Here is a 17,389-nt window from a genome sequence, read left to right on the forward strand (position 1 = left end):
GGTGGGTGAGCTCAATCAGCGCAGGGCAGGGTCTGTCGCCGGGTGCAGTGTGCGTAACAGGGCTTTCAGTACCTTGGTGTTGCCGGTAACCAGATTGCCGCGCTCGCTGTACTTGTTGCCGCCGGAGAAGTCACCGACCAGACCGCCTGCTTCACGGATCAACAACAGGCCGGCAGACAGTTCGGTGCTGCTCAGGCCGATCTGGTAAAAACCGTCCAGTCGACCCGCTGCCGTATAAGCCAGGCTGAGTACGGGGGAGCCGCTGTTGTGCAGTGTTGCGCCGGCTTCCATGATGTTCTGCATCATGCGGGCATGTGATTCGATCCAGGGCTTGTCGCTGCTGCGGCCGTGGTAACCCGTGCCGATGATGGCACCGTCGAGAGCGGTACGGTTGCCCACGCGCAGGCGTTTACCGTTCAACTGGGCACCCTTGCCGCGGCTGGCGGTGAACTCTTCACCGAATACCGGGTTGATGACAACACAGTGTTCAGCTTTGCCGTTCATGAAGCCGGTGACGCTGAGGGCGAACATCGGCAGTGCGTTGGAGAAGTTGGTCAGGCTGTCGATCGGGCTGATATGCCATTCACAGTGCCCCGGGCCTTCACCGATCGGTGAGTGCGTACCGCTGTACTCGCCAATAACGCTGTGCTGCGGATAGGCTTTTTGGATTGACGTCGTGATTGTGCGTTCGGCCTGCATGCAGAGCTCACTGATGAACTCAGCGACATCGGCCTGTTCAGTTTTGATCAGATCAAGGCGTTCGAGGGCGCGAGAGATCTGTTCGCCTGCGAGCCGTGCCGCGCGCAGGGCAATATTAACCATTGGTTGCATCAGTGTGTGTGTCCAGTCTTCATGATTGTCAAAGGTCTATTGTAGCTCAGACCGGCGCTACGCTGAACAGGTGGTCTGCAACTCAATCATGTTCTGTTAGAATATTCAGCTTTTAACGGCGAAACCCCATGTCTGATCATATCCGTATTGTACTGGTGAACACGACACACCCCGGTAATATCGGGGGTGTTGCTCGCGCAATGAAAAATATGGGGCTGAGCGATCTCTGTCTGGTCAGCCCCAAGGTATTTCCGCACCGGGATGCGGATGCGCGTGCATCCGGCGCGACCGATCTGCTTGAGTCCGCCATGGTGGTCGATAGTCTGGATGAAGCTATCGCAGATTGTGAATTGGTGTTCGGGACCAGTGCGCGTGAGCGGCACATCCCCTGGCCGTTGGTTGATCCGCGTGAGCTCGCGGCCATTGCAGCGCCGCTTCAGGGCAAGGCCAAGGTGGCAATTCTGTTCGGCCGCGAGGACCGTGGATTGACCAATGAAGAGCTGCAGCGCTGTCACCACCACGTACATATTCCCGCGGTGGATAGTTTCAGCTCACTCAATATAGCGGCAGCGGTTCAGGTTATTACCTATGAGTTGCGCATGGCAGCGTTGGCGGAAGAGCCGATGAATAAGCCGCAATGGGGGACCAACTGGGACATCGACTTGGCTGAGCAGCGTGAGCTGGAATTGATGTTCGAGCATCTTGAGCGCACGTTGGTCAAAATCGATTTCCTGGATCCTGACAACCCGCGTCAGCTGATGCCGCGTTTGCGGCGTCTGTTGCAGCGGGCCGTGCCTGATAAAATAGAGGTGAATGTGCTGCGCGGTATTTTGACTGCGGTTGAGCGTCAGCTGCCACCTGCACCGGTGAAGGACGATGACGATGTTTAAGCGGATGAAAGAGGATATACGCTCGGTATTCCATCGCGACCCTGCTGCGCGCAATGCGTTTGAAGTGTTGACGGCATACCCGGGGCTGCATGCGATCTGGTTTCATCGGCTCGCCAATACACTGTGGCGGCGCAACTTCAAATGGTTGGCGCGGATGGTGTCCAATATTGCTCGCTGGCTGACGGGGATCGAAATTCATCCGGGGGCGACCATCGGGCGGCGCTTCTTTATTGACCACGGAATGGGTGTGGTGATTGGCGAAACGGCCGAAATTGGGGATGATGTCACGCTTTATCATGGCGTCACTCTGGGCGGTACCAGTTGGAATAAGGGTAAGCGCCACCCGACGCTGGGTAATAATGTTGTCTGTGGTGCCGGTGCCAAGGTGCTGGGGCCGATTACCATCAGTGCGGGTGCGCGCGTCGGTTCCAATGCGGTTGTCACCCGAGATGTGCCCGAAGATGCGACTGTGGTGGGGATTCCGGGGCGGATCATCAGGCGCCACCCGGAGGAAGACAGTGCCGAGGAGCTGAAGCGTCGCCAGATGGCTGACAAGGTCGGCTTTGATGCCTATGCGGTAACCCGTGAGGTATCCGACCCGGTGGCACATGCAATCCGTTGTCTGCTGGATCACATGCAGGCGATGGATCATAAGGTTGAAACCATGGGTAAGGCGCTGTGTGAGATCAAGCCGAGTTATTGTGACGAGCAGCTGCCCGAGTTGAAGTCGGAAGACTTTGAGGCGGTGGATGACAGCGGCGGCGTGCGCATGGGCGATGATAAAGACCGACGGAACGAGTCGGTTAAATAGTTGACTAAATTAGTAGGGAATCGCATAATGCCAGCATGCTGTAAAGCGTGGGTATGAGGAATACTATGCGATTAACAACAAAAGGGCGATATGCGGTTACCGCGATGCTTGACCTTGCATTGCATGAGGGCAGAGGGCCGATCAGCCTGGCTGATATCTCTGAGCGTCAGGGTATATCACTGTCTTATCTGGAGCAGCTGTTTGCCAAGCTACGCCGTAATGAGCTGGTAGGTAGCGTACGCGGTCCGGGTGGCGGTTATCAGCTCAAGCGTGCGCAGGCCTTGATCAATGTGGCTGAGGTGATCGATGCGGTAAACGAGTCGGTTGATGCCACAGGTTGCCAGCATAACGGCGGCTGCCAGGGCGGTGAGGTGTGTCTGACCCATCACCTTTGGTGTGATCTCAGTGATCAGATTCATAATTTCCTGAGTAGTATCAGTCTGGCGGACCTTGTGGCTCGTCGTGATGTTCAGGAGGTGGCCGGTCGCCAGCGTCAGGTTGAAGACCTGATCGCCAGTAGTACAGAACAGCCAGCGCGCAGTAAGGCCGCTGTGTAGAGTTTTTTTGGAGAGATGAGATGAAATTGCCGATCTACCTTGATTACGCCGCAACAACACCGGTTGACCCCCGTGTAGCAGAACAGATGATTCAGTGTCTGACACCTGATGGCAACTTTGGTAACCCGGCTTCACGCTCGCACCTGTTTGGCTGGAAGGCGGAAGAGGCGGTCGAGACTGCACGCCGTCAGGTCGCCGATTTGCTGGGCGCTGACCCACGTGAGATTGTCTGGACCTCCGGTGCGACCGAAGCCGACAACCTGGCGATTAAGGGTGTTGCCCATTTCTATGGCAAGAAGGGCAAGCACATCATTACCTCCAAGATCGAACACAAGGCGGTACTTGATCCCTGTCGTCAGCTGGAACGTGAAGGTTTCGAAGTGACTTACCTTGAGCCTGACAGTCAGGGTCTGATCACGCCGCAGCAGGTTGCTGATGCCCTGCGTGACGACACCATTCTGGTATCGTTGATGCATGTAAATAACGAAGTCGGCACGATTACGGATATTGCTGCCATCGGCGAGATTACCCGTGCCAAAGGCGTGCTGTTCCATGTGGATGCAGCCCAGAGCGTTGGCAAGTTGCCGATCGACATGGAGACGATGAAAGTCGACCTGATGTCGGTTTGTGCACACAAGATCTACGGCCCCAAAGGTGTTGGTGCCCTGTACGTTCGTCGCAAGCCGCGTGTTCGTCTGGAAGCACTGATTCACGGTGGTGGTCACGAGCGCGGCATGCGTTCAGGTACATTGCCGACCCACCAGATTGTGGGTATGGGCGAATCCTTCCGCATCGCCGGCGAAGAGATGGCGGCTGAAACCGAGCGTCTTGAAGGCCTGCGTCAGCGTTTGTGGGACAGCGTCAAGGATATGGAGGAGGTTCACGTAAACGGTTCTATCGAACAGCGTGTCCCCGGTATCTTGAATATCAGCTTTGCCTTTGTTGAAGGCGAATCGCTGCTGATGTCGATCAAGGATCTGGCAGTGTCTTCAGGTTCTGCCTGTACTTCGGCGAGTCTGGAACCCTCTTATGTGCTGCGTGCGCTTGGGCTGAATGACGAATTGGCACACAGTTCGATTCGCTTCTCTCTGGGGCGTTTCACAACCGAAGAAGAAGTCGATTACGCGGTTGCGCAGGTTCGTCACGCTGTTGACAAGCTGCGCGAGCTGTCTCCGCTGTGGGATATGTTCAAGGACGGCGTAGATCTGAGCAAGGTTGAGTGGGTTCACCACTAAGGTCCTGAATAGTTTTGGAGGTTTATCATGGCGTATAGCGAACAGGTTATTGATCATTACGAAAACCCGCGCAATGTTGGCAAGATGGATGCTGACGACGCGCATGTCGGTACCGGCATGGTAGGTGCGCCTGCCTGTGGTGACGTAATGCGTTTGCAAATCAAGGTCAGTGATGAAGGGGTGATCGAAGATGCTCGCTTCAAGACCTATGGTTGCGGTTCAGCGATTGCATCCAGTTCTTTGGTAACCGAGTGGGTCAAGGGTATGACGCTGGATCAGGCGTCCGAGCTCAAGAACGCACAGATCGCCGAAGAGTTGGCTTTGCCGCCGGTCAAGATCCATTGTTCGGTACTGGCCGAAGATGCGATCAAGGCTGCCGTCGAAGACTATCGTAACAAACAGAAAAAGTGACACCGTAACGGAGGGTGAAAGCCCTCCGTAATTGGGGTAATTATGGCAATAAGCATGACACAGGCCGCAATTGACCATGTTGCGGGATATCTTGTAAAGCGCGGTCATGGTGAAGGTATTCGCCTCGGCGTAAGAACGTCGGGCTGCTCCGGTATGGCCTATGTGCTGGAGTTTGTTGATGCCAGCGAGCCCGAAGATCAGGTCTTCGAATTCGGCGGTGTCAAGGTGATGGTTGATCCCAAAAGCCTGACTTACCTGGATGGTACCCAGCTTGATTTCGTTCGCGAAGGGTTGAATGAAGGCTTTAAATTCAGCAATCCCAACGTACGCAACGAATGCGGCTGCGGCGAGAGCTTTACTATCTGATGCGTTGGTGTCAGTGAGGCCGGTTGATGGATATCACACGTAACTATTTCGAGATTCTCGGGCTGCCCGTCAGCTTTGACATCGATCAGGCACAGCTTACCGAGCGTTATCGCGACCTGCAAAAGCAGGTACACCCTGACAGACATTCACATCAGTCTGACCGAGAACAGCGCCTGGCCGTGCAATATACGGCCTATCTCAATGAGGCGCTGACCACGCTGAAATCTCCGCTCAAGCGTGCCCAATACCTGCTGTCCCTGCAGGGAATAGATACCCTTTCCGACTCCCGCACCCAGCTCGACCCCATGTTTCTTATGGAACAGATGGAGCTGCGTGAGCGGGTCGCTGATGCGACGGATCATGATGATCCGGGAGCGGAGCTGGAGCAGCTGGAGGCGCTGGTTGGTGCCGAGTTGAAACAGCTGCAGTCCGCGTTCGTGAAGGCATGGGAAGGGCAACAGTTGGCACAGGCAGAGGTGCTGGTACGCAAGATGCAATTTGCCAGCAAACTGCAGAGTGATATCGAAGCGCTGGAAGACAGACTGTTCGACGATTAACGGAAGTTCTATGGCATTACTGCAAATTGCTGAACCTGGACAGAGCCCTGAACCTCACGCGCGCAAGTTGGCCGTGGGTATCGATTTGGGTACAACCAACTCACTGGTTGCCTCCGTGCGTAGTGGTGAGGCAATCACGCTGGCTGATGCCGAAGGGCAACACCTGCTGCCTTCGGTCGTGCGTTACCGACAGAATGAGCGGCCGCTGGTGGGGGCTGAGGCGTTAGCGCAAGCGGCGCAGGATCCATATAACACGATCATCTCGGTTAAACGTCTGATGGGGCGTGGTATTGAGGATATTGCGGGTTTGGGTGATGAGTTGCCCTACCGCTTTGCCGATTCCGATTCCGGCATGCCTTATTTGCAAACGGCCGCAGGTGATAAAAGCCCGGTAGAGGTCTCGGCTGATATCCTGGCGACACTGGTTGCCCGCGCCCGTGAGTCGCTTGGCGGTGAGCTGGAAGGGGCGGTGATTACCGTGCCGGCCTATTTTGATGATGCTCAGCGTCAGGCCACCAAGGATGCTGCCCAGTTGGCAGGCCTCAAAGTGCTGCGTCTGCTTAACGAGCCTACTGCAGCGGCGGTGGCATACGGTCTGGATCAGCGTGGCGAAGGTGTAATTGCCGTTTATGATTTGGGCGGTGGTACCTTCGATCTCTCCATCTTGCGTCTTAATCGTGGTGTCTTTGAGGTGCTGGCGACGGGCGGTGACACGGCTCTGGGTGGCGATGACTTCGATCATCTGCTGGCGCAGGTCCTGTTGCAGCAGTCCACTCTCGGCCAGGATCTGAGTGCTTCCTCGGCGCGCCGATTGACTGCCATGGCACGTCGCATCAAAGAGCGTTTGACCGATGAAGCGGTCGTGACTGAGACTATTGAGCTCGAAGGGCGTGACTTCACGGTTGAAATCAGTCGTGAGCAATTCGATGCGCTGATTCAGCCGTTGGTCAAGCGTACGTTGCGGACCTGCCGTCGCGCGCTTAAAGACGCGGGTGTTGGCGTTGATGAGGTAATGGAAGTGGTCATGGTAGGCGGGTCAACCCGTGTGCCGCTGGTCCGTGAATCGGTCGCCGGCTTCTTTGACCGCCAGCCGCATATCGATATCGATCCTGACCGTGTGGTTGCCATTGGTGCCGCTGTTCAGGCCGATGTATTGGTCGGCAACAAGCCGGACAGCGACATGTTGCTGCTGGACGTGATTCCGTTGTCGCTGGGGCTGGAAACCATGGGTGGTCTGGTGGAGAAAATTATCCACCGCAATACCGCCATTCCGGTGGCCCGTGCGCAGGAGTTCACGACCTACCAGGATGGTCAGACCGCGATGGTCATTCACGTGCTCCAGGGTGAGCGCGAGTTGATGCAGGATTGCCGTTCGTTGGCTCGTTTTGTCTTGCGTGACATACCGCCCATGGCGGCGGGTGCAGCCAAGATTCGGGTGGCATTCCAGGTTGATGCAGATGGCCTGTTGAGTGTGGAGGCAGAAGAGCTGTCTACCGGTGCGATCAGCAGTATCCAGGTGAAGCCCTCGTATGGTCTTGGTGATGACGAGATCACACGAATGCTGAAAGAGTCTTACAGCCATGCGGCTGAAGATCTGGAGGCGCGTAACCTGCGTGAACAGCAGGTTGAAGCGGAGCGTATCGTGGCGGCCTTGCAGGCGGCAATTCAGCAGGATGGCGAGCTGTTGAGCGATGCTGAGCGTGATGCGCTGGAACAGGACGTGGCCACGCTGGAAGCGGTTGTGGCTGAAGGTGATTACCGCCGTATCGAGAGTGCTGTTGAGGTTCTGGCCAAGGCGAGTGACTTCTTCGCATCACGACGGATGGATCAGAGTATTTCGCGTGCCCTGGCAGGGCATTCGATTGACGAACTAGATAAGGAGGCGCGTTAATGCCCCAGGTGATTTTTCTGCCACATGAAGAGCTTTGCCCTGAAGGCAAGGTAGTAGAAGCGCAGGCTGGTGTGTCCATTTGTGACATTGCGCTGGCGAACGGGGTGGAAATCGAGCACGCCTGTGAAAAGTCCTGCGCTTGCACTACCTGTCATGTGATTGTGCGTGAAGGTTTCGATTCATTGCAGGAGTCGGACGAGCTCGAAGACGATATGCTGGATAAGGCGTGGGGTCTCGAAGCTGAGTCGCGACTCAGCTGTCAGGCTCTGGTTGGTGATCAGGATCTGGTAGTGGAAATACCCAAGTACACAATCAACCAGGTATCCGAGCAACACTGAGGTATAGGTTATGGGCTTGAAGTGGGTAGATGTGCACGATATCGCCATCGAGCTGTATGAGGCATATCCGGATGTGAATCCGTTGCAGATCAGTTTTCCGGATCTGTACAGCAAGGTTATGGCGCTGGATATGTTCGACGATGTGCCTGATCACTGCGGTGAGAAGATTCTGGAAGCGATCCAGATGGCCTGGATCGAAGAAGCAGAATAACGCTGATGCCCGGCTCGGCGTAAAGTCCAGCCGGGCTGCATGACAGAGTTGTCTGTTCAGTCTCCGGTGCTTTGCGTATAATGTTGCGCCTTATTGATCTATAGCACTATAAATTGGGGATGTGACCTACTATGTCAGTTGAACGTACGCTTTCTATCATCAAGCCGGACGCTGTTGCTAAAAACGTTATCGGTGAAATCGTGACTCGCTTTGAAAAAGCGGGCCTGAAAGTTGTTTCCATGCAGATGAAGCAGCTGAGCAAAGAAGATGCTGAAGGCTTCTACGCTGAGCACAAAGAACGTCCTTTCTTTGCTGATCTGGTTGCATTCATGACCTCTGGTCCTGTTGTTGTGCAGGTACTGGAAGGTGAAAATGCAATCGCGATGAACCGCGATCTGATGGGCGCTACCAACCCGAAAGAAGCGGCTGAAAGCACTATCCGTCGTGACTTCGCTGAATCCATTGATGCCAACGCCGTACACGGTTCTGACTCTGCAGCTTCTGCAGAGCGTGAAATCGCCTACTTCTTCGGCGCGTGATCCATCTTGGGCTGCCTGTTCTGGGCAGCCTTTCACTCCAAACGAGTAACACTACGATATGTCTGAGACCCCATCCAAACTCAACCTCCTGGGACTGTCTCCGGCCAAGCTGGAAGCCTTTTTCGAAGCTCAGGGCGAGAAGCGCTTTCGCGCCACTCAGGTCCTCAAATGGTTGCATCAGCAGGGTGCCTCCAGCTTTGACGAGATGACCAACATCAGCAAGACGCTGCGTGCCAAGCTAGCTGAGGTAGCCGAGATTCGCGAGCCGGAAATTCTGCTCGACAAGACGTCAAAGGACGGTACCCGTAAATGGGTTATTCGCATGGATGGTGGTTCGGCAATCGAGATGGTGCTGATCCCGGAAGGCGATCGCCGCACCCTCTGTGTATCTTCCCAGGTCGGCTGCTCGCTGGACTGCAGTTTCTGCTCCACCGGCAAGCAGGGTTACAATCGCAACCTGTCTACGGCAGAGATTATCGCCCAGTTGCGGGTAGCTATCCGTGCCTTCGGCCCCTTTGATCCCAACGAGCGTCGCGTCAGTAACGTGGTCTTCATGGGCATGGGCGAGCCGTTGATGAATTTCGACAACGTGGTCGATGCCATCCAGTTGATGATGGATGACAACGCTTATGGTCTGTCCAAGCGTCGCGTGACCTTGAGTACGTCCGGTGTTGTACCGGCTATCGATCGCCTGCGTGAAGTGAGTGATGTGTCACTTGCTATTTCATTGCATGCGCCAAATGACGCACTGCGCGATACGTTGGTGCCGATCAATAAACGTTATCCGATCGAAGAGCTGATTGCTGCGTGCAACCGTTATCTTGATGGGCTTAGCGATAAGCGTGTGATCACGATTGAGTATACCTTGATCGAAGGTGTTAACGATCAGCCGGAACACGCTCGTGAGCTAGTCAAGGTGCTGCGCCAGGTTCCCTGTAAGCTGAACCTGATTCCGTTCAACCCTTTCCCCAACTCCGGCTACAGCCGTCCCAGTGAAGCGGCGACCCAGCGCTTCAAGGATGTGATGCTCAAGGCGGGCATTATCACCACGGTGCGCCGTACCCGCGGTGACGACGTGGATGCCGCCTGTGGGCAGCTGGTCGGGCAGGTCGAAGACCGTACCCGTCGTAGCCAAAAATACATTCCTGTGGTACAAGAGGAGCCTGCTCACGGAAAGACTGACAGGGTTTAAGGGGGACGAGTGAAAGGCTTCAGCTTGGTTTCGTTGCTGCTTGCGGCAGCGTTGGTGTCCGGCTGTGCGTCACAGTCGACTGGTTCTGTTGGTGCGCAACGCGGTGAATCCGAAGAAGCCGTGGAAGCCTACACTGGTCTGGGGCTGCAATATCTGCAGGCGGGTAACACCGTCAATGCCAAGATGTCTCTGCAGCGGGCACTGTCAATAAATGATGATTATGCGCCGGCCTACAACGCAATGGCGTTGGTGTTCCAGGTTGAGCAGGAATATGGTCTTGCTGAAGATTATTTCCGCAAGGCAATAGCGGCTGATGCTGATTCTGCCATGGTGCATAACAATTTCGGTGCCTTCCTGTTTGCTCGTCAGCGTTATCAGGAAGCCTGTGAAGAGCTGAATCGAGCGACCCTTGATCCTTTCTATCAGCAGCGTGCCCAGGCATTTGAAAATCTGGGTCGCTGTTATGCGCTGCTTGATCGTCATGACGATGCAATCGGCGCATTCAAACGTGCGCTTGCCATTAATGGCAATCGTCCTGTTGCTTTGGTTGAGCTCTCTGCCCAGTTACTGAGGCAGAACGACCACGCCATGGCCAGTCGCTATTTTGAACGCTTCCGGCAGCTGGTTGATAACAGGCAGGTTGAGCACTATCCGAAGAGTTTGTGGCTGGGCATTCAATTGGCCAGACTTGATCGCAATGTATCCCGAGCGGCGACCTATGCTTTGCTGCTGAAGAATATGTTCCCCCAATCGGAGGAGTATCGTCTTTACAAGGAGAGTGCCCAGTGAGTGACGAGTCATTAGCTGTACTACCTGACGCAGTATTTCCTGATCGTATATTTACCGATGCCCGAGAGCGTCTGGGGTTGAGTGTTGATCATGTCTGCCGCCAGTTGCATCTGCCGCAAGACGTGATCAACGCTATAGAGAAGGCTGACCTGCAGCACCTGTCTGACCCGGTTTTTGCCCGTGGCTACATTCGTTCCTACGCGCGCTTTCTCAGGTTAGATCCGGAACCATTGATACAGGCCTATAACCAGCAGACCGGCAATTTGTCGACTACCGGTCGCGTCAAGGCGATTGGCACTGTATCCGTCTCGCCGGGCCGGGGGCAGGGGCATCCGTTACTGCGGTTTGGATCCTGGCTGTTTCTGTTGGCGCTGGTTGCGGTCAGTATCTGGTGGTGGCAGGCACAATACGGCTTTGATGCCGATGAGCGAGCCGAGCTTGATCAGGCACCGGTTTCAGTGGAAACCAGTGATGGTACAACGCTGGTATTACCGCAGTTGGTTGAACCTGAGTTTGATGACATTGCCGATAGCGTTGCTCCACCTGTGGTGACTGCTGATAATGAGGCCACAGCGCCCGTTTCTGAGCCAGCAGCCATCGCCGCGGATTCAGAGTTTGGCGTGGAGCTGGAAGTAACTCAGGCGTTGCAAGTTGTTGCCGAGCCTGAATCTGAGCCTGAGTCAGCGTCTTTGGCGCAGCCCGGTACGCTGGATCTGAGTTTCTCTGCTGACTGCTGGCTCAGCGTCAAGGATGCAAGCGGTCGAACGTTGTTTAGTGGTGTCGCCGAAGCGGGCAGTTCACTGGCTCTCGACGGTGTCGAGCCTTTGGCGATTGTTGTAGGGCGTGTGAGTGCAGTGGCCCGTATGGCCTATGCCGAGAAGACGATAGATCTTGCTGCAATCAGCAAAAATAATGTGGCCCGCTTGAGCCTCCCGCTGTAACCCTATTTTTCAGATATGACAGGAAAGCTGACGTTTTGACAAAGATTAAAGCCATTCGCGGCATGAACGACATTCTGCCGGATCAGACACCGGTCTGGCAGTATCTTGAAGCCACCATCAAGCGCGTAGTAAGCGAATACGGCTACTCCGAGATCCGCATGCCGATCGTCGAGCAGACTGATCTGTTCAAGCGCTCTATTGGTGAAGTCACCGATATTGTCGAAAAGGAAATGTATACCTTTGACGACCGTAACGGTGAAAGCCTGACCCTACGTCCGGAAGGAACGGCATGTTGCGTGCGTGCCGGTGAAGAGCATGGGTTGCTGTACAACCAGACGCAACGTCTGTGGTACACGGGCCCCATGTTTCGTTACGAAAAACCGCAGAAGGGACGTTATCGTCAGTTCCATCAGGTGGGTGTCGAAGCGTTCGGTATGGCCGGTCCAGATGTGGATGCCGAGTTGATTTTGATGACTGCGGCATTCTGGCGTGAACTGGGTATGAGCGACGCTGTGACCCTGCAGCTGAACTCGCTCGGCAGCAATCAGGCGCGTGCGGCCTATCGTGATGCGCTGGTGGCCTATCTGCAGCAGCATTTCGATCAGCTGGATGAAGACAGTCAGCGCCGTCTCGAGAGTAATCCTCTGCGTGTTCTGGATAGCAAGGATGAAGGAACGCGTGCCATTCTTGAGCAGGCACCGGTGTTAACGGACCATCTGGATGAAGAGTCTGCGAGTGACTTCAAGGCGTTATGTGACATGCTGGATGCAGCGGGCGTGCGCTATGAGGTTAATCCCTACCTGGTGCGCGGCCTGGATTACTATTGCAAGACCGTCTTCGAATGGGTAACGGATAAACTGGGTGCTCAGGGAACCGTGTGTGCCGGTGGACGTTATGACGGGCTGGTTAAGCAGTTGGGCGGCAAGCCGACACCTGCGGTCGGGTTTGCCATGGGGATTGAGCGTCTGATCCTGCTGCTGGAAACGCTCGAACTGGTACCGGCTGCAGCGCGACAGACATTTGATCTCTATCTGGCGGCTGAGCACAAGGGTATCCAGGCCGAAGTGGTTCTGCTTGCGGAACAGTTGCGTCGTGCAGTACCCGGGATGCGGGTTCGAGTGCATTGCGCCGGGTTGAAGAATATTGCAACCAAGGCTCGTCAGACAGGAGCCGCGGCCATCGTGCTGGTCAAACGCGTGGAAGACGACAGTATCCAGGGCTCGCTTTGGCATCACGACGAAACCGAATATGATGTGTCGCCGGAGCAGCTGATTGAGCGCCTGCGCACGCTGTTCGGTAATTAAGAGTATCCACATCCATCGTGGTAACAGAATAATCAGGAGTTAGCGTGGCTGAATTACGAACGGAAGAAGAGCAGCTGCAGGCATTAAAGGGCTGGTGGCAGGAAAACGGCAAGTCACTGGTGTTGGGTGTAGGTCTGGCGGTTGCGCTGGTGCTGGGCTGGCAAGGCTGGCAGGCGCGTCAGGAGCAGCAGTCGGCCATGGCATCTGCTCTGTATCAGAACCTGATGGAAGCAGCTCAGCTGCAGTCTCGGGATCTGGCCGATGATGCGCAGTATGCGACCGCTCAGCATTTGGCCGATCAGCTGAAGAACGATTTTACCGATACCACATATGCACGTTATGCGGCACTTATTTTGGCCGCTTTGAATGCGCAGCGTGAAGATTTCGATGCGGCTCGTACGGAGCTCGACTGGGTATTGGCTGCTTCCGAGGAACAGGACAGCATCCGTCGCATTGCAACTCTGCGCAAGGCTGCAGTGCTGCATCAGCAAGCGGCGACGGATGAAGCCGTTGCCTTGCTGGAAGCTTTGGGTGCGGCGAGCTTCGAAGCTGAAAAGCAGGAGCTGTTGGGTGATCTTTACCTGGCTCTGGGGCAGCATGATCAGGCACGTAATGCCTATGATGCAGCGCTGCTGGCCGCTGGTGGTGCTGCGCAGCGCCCACTTCTGAAACTCAAGCGGGATGACTTGAGTGAGGTGAACTCATGAAACAGAGTGTCATATTCAAGCGCTTGCTTGCGGTGGCGGTCGTCGGTGCGAGTCTGTCCGGTTGCGGTATGTTTGGCAGTGACGATACCGTTAAGCCTGCGGAGTTGGTGTCGTTTGAGCAGGAGCAGCAGCTGAAAGAGTTGTGGAGCCTCAAGATCGGTGGCGATCTGGGCGAGAAGTTTCATCAGTTCAGTCCTTCCATTGATGGTGACCGCATCTTTGCCGTCAGCGCTGAAGGTGATGTGCTGGCTGCCTCGCTGGAAACTGGCGATGTTGCGTGGCGCAAAGAACTTGATGTTGAAGTCATCGGTGGCGTCGGTGCTGGTAATGGGCTGGTTGTACTGTCTACGCTCAGCGGTGAAGTGGTTGCCTTGTCGGCACAGGATGGCAGCGAGCAGTGGCGTTATCAGGCTTCTTCGGAAGTTGTCAGTCCAGCACAGATGAATGCCGAGATCGTGGTTGTGCAGCAGCTGGATGGCAGGGTGACTGCGTTGGATCTGGTAACAGGTTCACAGCGCTGGAGCTATGATAGCCAGATTCCGCGGTTGAGTCTGCGTGGAACCGCTTCACCGATCGTGGCGGCTGATTTGACGCTGGCCGGTTTTGCCAATGGCAAGCTGATTGCGCTTGAAAACCGTACCGGTCGCCCGGTCTGGGAGCAGCGGATTGGCCTGGCAGAAGGGCGTTCCGAGCTTGAGCGCATCATCGATATAGATGCCCAGCCCTTGATCTATAATCGACTGGTCTATGTTGCCGGTTATCAGGGGCGTTTGGCTGCTGTGAATCCGTCCAATGGCCAGTTGGTTTGGGCGCAGGACCTGTCCAGCTATCGAGGGCTTGCCGGTGGCTTTGGTAATGTCTATGCGGTGACGGCGGAAGACAGTTTGCAGGCGTTTGATGCCCGCAACAGTGCGAGTGTATGGCGTCAGGATGCATTACAGAACAGAAGGCTGACTGCGCCGGTCATCTTGGGTAATAGCGTGCTGGTTGCCGATGCGGAAGGTTATTTGCATGCATTGTCACAAGTCGATGGTCATTTTACGGCACGTCACAAGATCAGCTCTGCCGGTGTGCAGAGTGATCTGTTGGTAAAAGATGATGTACTCTACGCGTTGAGTAATGATGGCCGTTTGACGGCGTTGCAGCTACAGTAATCAAAATCGAATCTATTTTCGCGGCGGCCTCTGTTTATTGACAGAGTGCCGCCGTGTTGCTTTCCAGGTGAAACCCTATGTTACCCGTAATCGCTTTGGTTGGTCGCCCCAATGTTGGCAAGTCGACCCTGTTCAACCGACTGACCCGTTCGCGTGATGCGCTTGTCGCCGATTTGCCCGGTCTGACCCGAGACCGTAAATATGGAGAGGGGCGTGTCGGTGATTGTGACTATATCGTGATCGATACGGGAGGGATTTCCGGTGATGAAGCAGGCATTGATCAGCGCATGGCAGAGCAGTCACTGTTGGCGATCGATGAAGCCGACATTGTTCTGTTTCTGGTAGACGGTCGTGCGGGTCTTAACCCGGCCGATGAAATGATCGCGAATCATCTGCGCCGTCACAACAAGGAATGTTGGCTGGTGGTGAACAAGACTGATGGTCTTGATCCCGATATGGCAGTGGCTGATTTCTACGCGCTGGGTATTGGTCAGCCACTGGCGATTGCGGCCGCCCATGGCCGTGGCGTGTCGAATCTGATTGATGAGGTGTTGGCACCCTTTGTGCCAGACGAGGATGAGCTGGCGGCCGAGAAGGTCCGCAAGCATGACGACAGTATTCGCATTGCGATTATCGGCCGCCCGAATGTCGGTAAATCGACGTTGGTTAACCGTATGCTTGGCGAAGACCGTGTAGTGGTCTACGACGAAGCAGGCACTACACGTGACAGCATTTATATCCCTTATGAGCGTGATGGGCAGAAATATACGCTGATCGACACGGCGGGTGTGCGTCGGCGCAAACACATTACTGAAGCGGTTGAAAAGTTCTCGATCGTTAAAACATTGCAGGCGATCAAGGATGCGAACGTTGTTATCAGTGTGATCGACGCAAGTGAGGGTGTGACCGAGCAGGATCTCAGCATGATGGGATTTGTTATTGATGCTGGTCGTGCATTGGTGGTGGCGCTGAACAAATGGGACGGGATGAGCAGTGATCAGCGTGCGGATGTGAAAGTTCAGGTCGAGCGTCGTCTTGAGTTCGCTTCATTTGCGCGTTTCCACTTCATTTCTGCATTGCACGGTTCAGGGGTCGGTGACCTTTACGGCTCGGTTAATGAAGCGTTCGATTGCGCCATGGCTAAGTGGTCTACCAATCAGCTGACTCGCCTGCTGGAAGATGTTGTTGCCGATCACCAGCCGCCAGCGATCAACAATCGACGCATCAAGTTGCGATACGCGCATCAGGGTGGCTCCAACCCGCCAATCATCGTGGTGCATGGTAATCAGACAGCGGCGTTGCCGGGGTCATACAAGCGCTACCTTGAGAATCGTTTCATTCGCTATTTGAAAGTACGGGGTACACCCATCCGTTTTGAGTTCAAAACCAGTGACAACCCGTTTGCAGGACGTAAGAATACACTGACGGCCCGTCAGTTGGCGAAGAAGGAACGTAGTCGTCAGCACATCAAGACGCTGAAGCACAAAGCAAAGAAAAAGACGCAGCGCTAACAATGGCAGAACAGAATGTGCGCAGTTCGGATGCGGCCATTGGCGTATTCGACTCGGGTGTAGGTGGTTTGACGGTGCTGAACGCGTTGCGTGCAGCATTGCCGCATGAAAACCTGGTGTACTTGGGAGACACCGCACGGGTGCCGTATGGTACCAAAAGCGCGGTGTCGGTTATGCGGTATGCCGAGCAGGCGGTGCGTGCATTGCAAAGCCGTCACATCAAGGCGGTTGTCATTGCATGTAATACAGCGTCAGCTATGGCGCTGGAGCATCTTCAGGCAACGTACCCTGATATTCCTGTATTAGGAGTGATCGAACCGGGGGCTTTGGCGGCCTGTCGTCAAACCAGTAGTCGACATATCGGTGTTATCGCAACTGAAAGCACGACCTATAACCAGGCCTACCAGAAAGCGATCATCAACCTTATGCCTGATGCTCGGGTGCGTGCTCAGGCATGCTCTTTATTTGTTGCGCTGGCTGAAGAGGGTTGGCATAGCGGCGAGCTGGTCGAGAAAATCATCGCAAAATGCCTTCAGCCGTTATTGGAAGCTGGTGGGGAAGGTGGTGATATGGACACGCTTGTGTTGGGATGTACGCATTTTCCTGCATTAGGTGAAGCCATAGCTAATGTGGTTGGCCCCGATATCAAACTGGTCGACTCTGCTGTTACAACGGCAGCAGCCGTCAGTGAGCGCCTGGGATTGGCTGGATTGCTTAATAAGCAGTCGCCAGCGGGTACCCTCGGCTTTCTGGTTACCGATGGGCCTGAACGTTTTGTCCGGGTGGCCAACAACTTCTTTAATGAAACAATAGCCTCTGCCAGTGTTGAGCTGGTCGATATCCAGCATTATTCAGCGACATGAAACTTTTTTACAGAAAAGCGTTGACTCCCTCGCTGGTGTCTGTAGAATTCGCCTCCTCGCTTGAGACGACAGGGTTCGCGAAACACTGAAGACTCAAATGAGAAGGAAGTAAGTGCTTGAAACTGAATCAGTTTCTGATGTAGAATTTGCCTCCTTGATGTCACCGGTTCGTTGTTGAAGTGCTCGGCACTGAAACAAAAAAACGAAAATAAAGGTTGACATTGAAATGAGACGCGGTAGAATATGCGCCTCGCTTGAGACAACAGGTTCTGCCAAACGGCAGCGTTGTTC

21 protein-coding genes are annotated in these 17,389 nt (G+C 54.9%); 19 read left to right on the forward strand and 2 right to left on the reverse strand.

Annotation, left to right across the window (positions count from 1 at the left end; genetic code table 11):
• Positions 1-15: 15 nt before the first annotated feature.
• Positions 16-831 carry an inositol monophosphatase family protein gene (locus tag CLV44_RS06660; RefSeq protein ID WP_245912626.1) on the reverse strand — a complete coding sequence of 272 codons (816 nt, stop codon included), beginning with the start codon at positions 829-831 and terminating at the stop codon, positions 16-18.
• A 128-nt stretch (positions 832-959) separates the two neighbouring features.
• Here CLV44_RS06660 and CLV44_RS06665 point away from each other — a divergent pair, with 128 nt between their 5' ends.
• From CLV44_RS06665 to murI, 19 genes are all read left to right on the forward strand, one after another.
• Positions 960-1,721, forward strand: coding sequence for an RNA methyltransferase (locus CLV44_RS06665; protein ID WP_106591333.1), 762 nt, complete (start codon positions 960-962; stop codon positions 1,719-1,721).
• Complete coding sequence (gene cysE / locus CLV44_RS06670) at positions 1,714-2,532, forward strand: serine O-acetyltransferase (RefSeq protein ID WP_106591334.1); 819 nt, start codon at positions 1,714-1,716, stop codon at positions 2,530-2,532. Before CLV44_RS06665 ends, cysE begins: the two co-directional genes overlap by 8 nt.
• Positions 2,533-2,597: 65 nt before the next feature.
• Positions 2,598-3,089, forward strand: a complete 492-nt coding sequence (iscR, locus tag CLV44_RS06675) for a Fe-S cluster assembly transcriptional regulator IscR (protein ID WP_106591335.1) — start codon at positions 2,598-2,600, stop codon at positions 3,087-3,089.
• Positions 3,090-3,109: 20 nt separating this feature from the next.
• Positions 3,110-4,324, forward strand: a complete 1,215-nt coding sequence (locus tag CLV44_RS06680) for an IscS subfamily cysteine desulfurase (RefSeq protein WP_106591336.1) — start codon at positions 3,110-3,112, stop codon at positions 4,322-4,324.
• A 27-nt stretch (positions 4,325-4,351) separates the two neighbouring features.
• On the forward strand, positions 4,352-4,735 hold the full coding sequence (gene iscU, locus CLV44_RS06685; protein WP_106591337.1) for a Fe-S cluster assembly scaffold IscU: 384 nt from the start codon (positions 4,352-4,354) through the stop codon (positions 4,733-4,735).
• A 42-nt stretch (positions 4,736-4,777) separates the two neighbouring features.
• On the forward strand, positions 4,778-5,101 hold the full coding sequence (gene iscA, locus CLV44_RS06690) for an iron-sulfur cluster assembly protein IscA (protein ID WP_106591338.1): 324 nt from the start codon (positions 4,778-4,780) through the stop codon (positions 5,099-5,101).
• Positions 5,102-5,127: 26 nt separating this feature from the next.
• Complete coding sequence (gene hscB / locus CLV44_RS06695) at positions 5,128-5,658, forward strand: Fe-S protein assembly co-chaperone HscB (protein ID WP_106591339.1); 531 nt, start codon at positions 5,128-5,130, stop codon at positions 5,656-5,658.
• Positions 5,659-5,668: 10 nt separating this feature from the next.
• Positions 5,669-7,549: a Fe-S protein assembly chaperone HscA gene (hscA, locus tag CLV44_RS06700; protein ID WP_106591340.1), complete on the forward strand. Its 1,881-nt coding sequence runs from the start codon at positions 5,669-5,671 to the stop codon at positions 7,547-7,549.
• On the forward strand, positions 7,549-7,887 hold the full coding sequence (gene fdx / locus CLV44_RS06705; RefSeq protein ID WP_106591341.1) for an ISC system 2Fe-2S type ferredoxin: 339 nt from the start codon (positions 7,549-7,551) through the stop codon (positions 7,885-7,887). The genes hscA and fdx overlap by 1 nt, the downstream gene beginning before the upstream one ends.
• 10 nt (positions 7,888-7,897) lie before the next feature.
• Positions 7,898-8,098 (forward strand): Fe-S cluster assembly protein IscX, encoded by a 201-nt coding sequence (gene iscX / locus CLV44_RS06710; RefSeq protein WP_106591342.1) that lies wholly within the window; start codon positions 7,898-7,900, stop codon positions 8,096-8,098.
• Between the two features lie 131 nt (positions 8,099-8,229).
• A complete protein-coding gene (ndk, locus tag CLV44_RS06715; RefSeq protein ID WP_106591343.1) occupies positions 8,230-8,637 on the forward strand; it encodes a nucleoside-diphosphate kinase in 408 nt (135 codons plus the stop codon).
• A 58-nt stretch (positions 8,638-8,695) separates the two neighbouring features.
• On the forward strand, positions 8,696-9,829 hold the full coding sequence (gene rlmN, locus CLV44_RS06720) for a dual-specificity RNA methyltransferase RlmN (RefSeq protein WP_106591344.1): 1,134 nt from the start codon (positions 8,696-8,698) through the stop codon (positions 9,827-9,829).
• A 9-nt stretch (positions 9,830-9,838) separates the two neighbouring features.
• Positions 9,839-10,618: a type IV pilus biogenesis/stability protein PilW gene (gene pilW, locus CLV44_RS06725; RefSeq protein ID WP_106591345.1), complete on the forward strand. Its 780-nt coding sequence runs from the start codon at positions 9,839-9,841 to the stop codon at positions 10,616-10,618.
• The gene (locus tag CLV44_RS06730; protein ID WP_106591346.1) at positions 10,615-11,559 is read left to right on the forward strand and encodes a RodZ domain-containing protein; all 945 of its coding nucleotides are present in this window, start codon (positions 10,615-10,617) and stop codon (positions 11,557-11,559) included. The genes pilW and CLV44_RS06730 overlap by 4 nt, the downstream gene beginning before the upstream one ends.
• Positions 11,560-11,621: 62 nt before the next feature.
• Positions 11,622-12,863: a histidine--tRNA ligase gene (gene hisS / locus CLV44_RS06735; RefSeq protein ID WP_245912627.1), complete on the forward strand. Its 1,242-nt coding sequence runs from the start codon at positions 11,622-11,624 to the stop codon at positions 12,861-12,863.
• A 44-nt stretch (positions 12,864-12,907) separates the two neighbouring features.
• The gene (locus CLV44_RS06740) at positions 12,908-13,570 is read left to right on the forward strand and encodes a YfgM family protein (protein WP_106591348.1); all 663 of its coding nucleotides are present in this window, start codon (positions 12,908-12,910) and stop codon (positions 13,568-13,570) included.
• Positions 13,567-14,724 (forward strand): outer membrane protein assembly factor BamB, encoded by a 1,158-nt coding sequence (gene bamB / locus CLV44_RS06745; RefSeq protein ID WP_106591349.1) that lies wholly within the window; start codon positions 13,567-13,569, stop codon positions 14,722-14,724. The genes CLV44_RS06740 and bamB overlap by 4 nt, the downstream gene beginning before the upstream one ends.
• Before the next feature lie 77 nt (positions 14,725-14,801).
• Positions 14,802-16,235, forward strand: coding sequence for a ribosome biogenesis GTPase Der (der, locus tag CLV44_RS06750; protein ID WP_106591350.1), 1,434 nt, complete (start codon positions 14,802-14,804; stop codon positions 16,233-16,235).
• Positions 16,236-16,237: 2 nt separating this feature from the next.
• Positions 16,238-17,098, forward strand: a complete 861-nt coding sequence (murI, locus tag CLV44_RS06755; RefSeq protein ID WP_106591351.1) for a glutamate racemase — start codon at positions 16,238-16,240, stop codon at positions 17,096-17,098.
• A 93-nt stretch (positions 17,099-17,191) separates the two neighbouring features.
• Here murI and CLV44_RS17395 read toward each other — a convergent pair.
• Positions 17,192-17,389 (reverse strand): hypothetical protein (locus tag CLV44_RS17395; protein WP_211298095.1); only part of this gene is annotated, 198 nt, incomplete at its 5' end.

Source organism: Marinobacterium halophilum, from assembly GCF_003014615.1.
GTDB classification, from domain to species: Bacteria; Pseudomonadota; Gammaproteobacteria; order Pseudomonadales; family Balneatricaceae; genus Marinobacterium; species Marinobacterium halophilum.

Coding starts and splice junctions, on each gene's coding strand:
- iscR (WP_106591335.1), top strand. CDS start 2,598: ATGCGATTAACAACAAAAGGGCGATATGCGGTTACCGCGATGCTTGAC.
- der (WP_106591350.1), top strand. CDS start 14,802: ATGTTACCCGTAATCGCTTTGGTTGGTCGCCCCAATGTTGGCAAGTCG.
- hscB (WP_106591339.1), top strand. CDS start 5,128: ATGGATATCACACGTAACTATTTCGAGATTCTCGGGCTGCCCGTCAGC.
- bamB (WP_106591349.1), top strand. CDS start 13,567: ATGAAACAGAGTGTCATATTCAAGCGCTTGCTTGCGGTGGCGGTCGTC.
- ndk (WP_106591343.1), top strand. CDS start 8,230: ATGTCAGTTGAACGTACGCTTTCTATCATCAAGCCGGACGCTGTTGCT.
- hisS (WP_245912627.1), top strand. CDS start 11,622: ATGAACGACATTCTGCCGGATCAGACACCGGTCTGGCAGTATCTTGAA.
- iscU (WP_106591337.1), top strand. CDS start 4,352: ATGGCGTATAGCGAACAGGTTATTGATCATTACGAAAACCCGCGCAAT.
- hscA (WP_106591340.1), top strand. CDS start 5,669: ATGGCATTACTGCAAATTGCTGAACCTGGACAGAGCCCTGAACCTCAC.
- iscA (WP_106591338.1), top strand. CDS start 4,778: ATGGCAATAAGCATGACACAGGCCGCAATTGACCATGTTGCGGGATAT.
- iscX (WP_106591342.1), top strand. CDS start 7,898: ATGGGCTTGAAGTGGGTAGATGTGCACGATATCGCCATCGAGCTGTAT.
- CLV44_RS06660 (WP_245912626.1), bottom strand. CDS start 831: ATGCAACCAATGGTTAATATTGCCCTGCGCGCGGCACGGCTCGCAGGC.
- rlmN (WP_106591344.1), top strand. CDS start 8,696: ATGTCTGAGACCCCATCCAAACTCAACCTCCTGGGACTGTCTCCGGCC.
- CLV44_RS06680 (WP_106591336.1), top strand. CDS start 3,110: ATGAAATTGCCGATCTACCTTGATTACGCCGCAACAACACCGGTTGAC.
- cysE (WP_106591334.1), top strand. CDS start 1,714: ATGTTTAAGCGGATGAAAGAGGATATACGCTCGGTATTCCATCGCGAC.
- murI (WP_106591351.1), top strand. CDS start 16,238: ATGGCAGAACAGAATGTGCGCAGTTCGGATGCGGCCATTGGCGTATTC.
- fdx (WP_106591341.1), top strand. CDS start 7,549: ATGCCCCAGGTGATTTTTCTGCCACATGAAGAGCTTTGCCCTGAAGGC.
- CLV44_RS06665 (WP_106591333.1), top strand. CDS start 960: ATGTCTGATCATATCCGTATTGTACTGGTGAACACGACACACCCCGGT.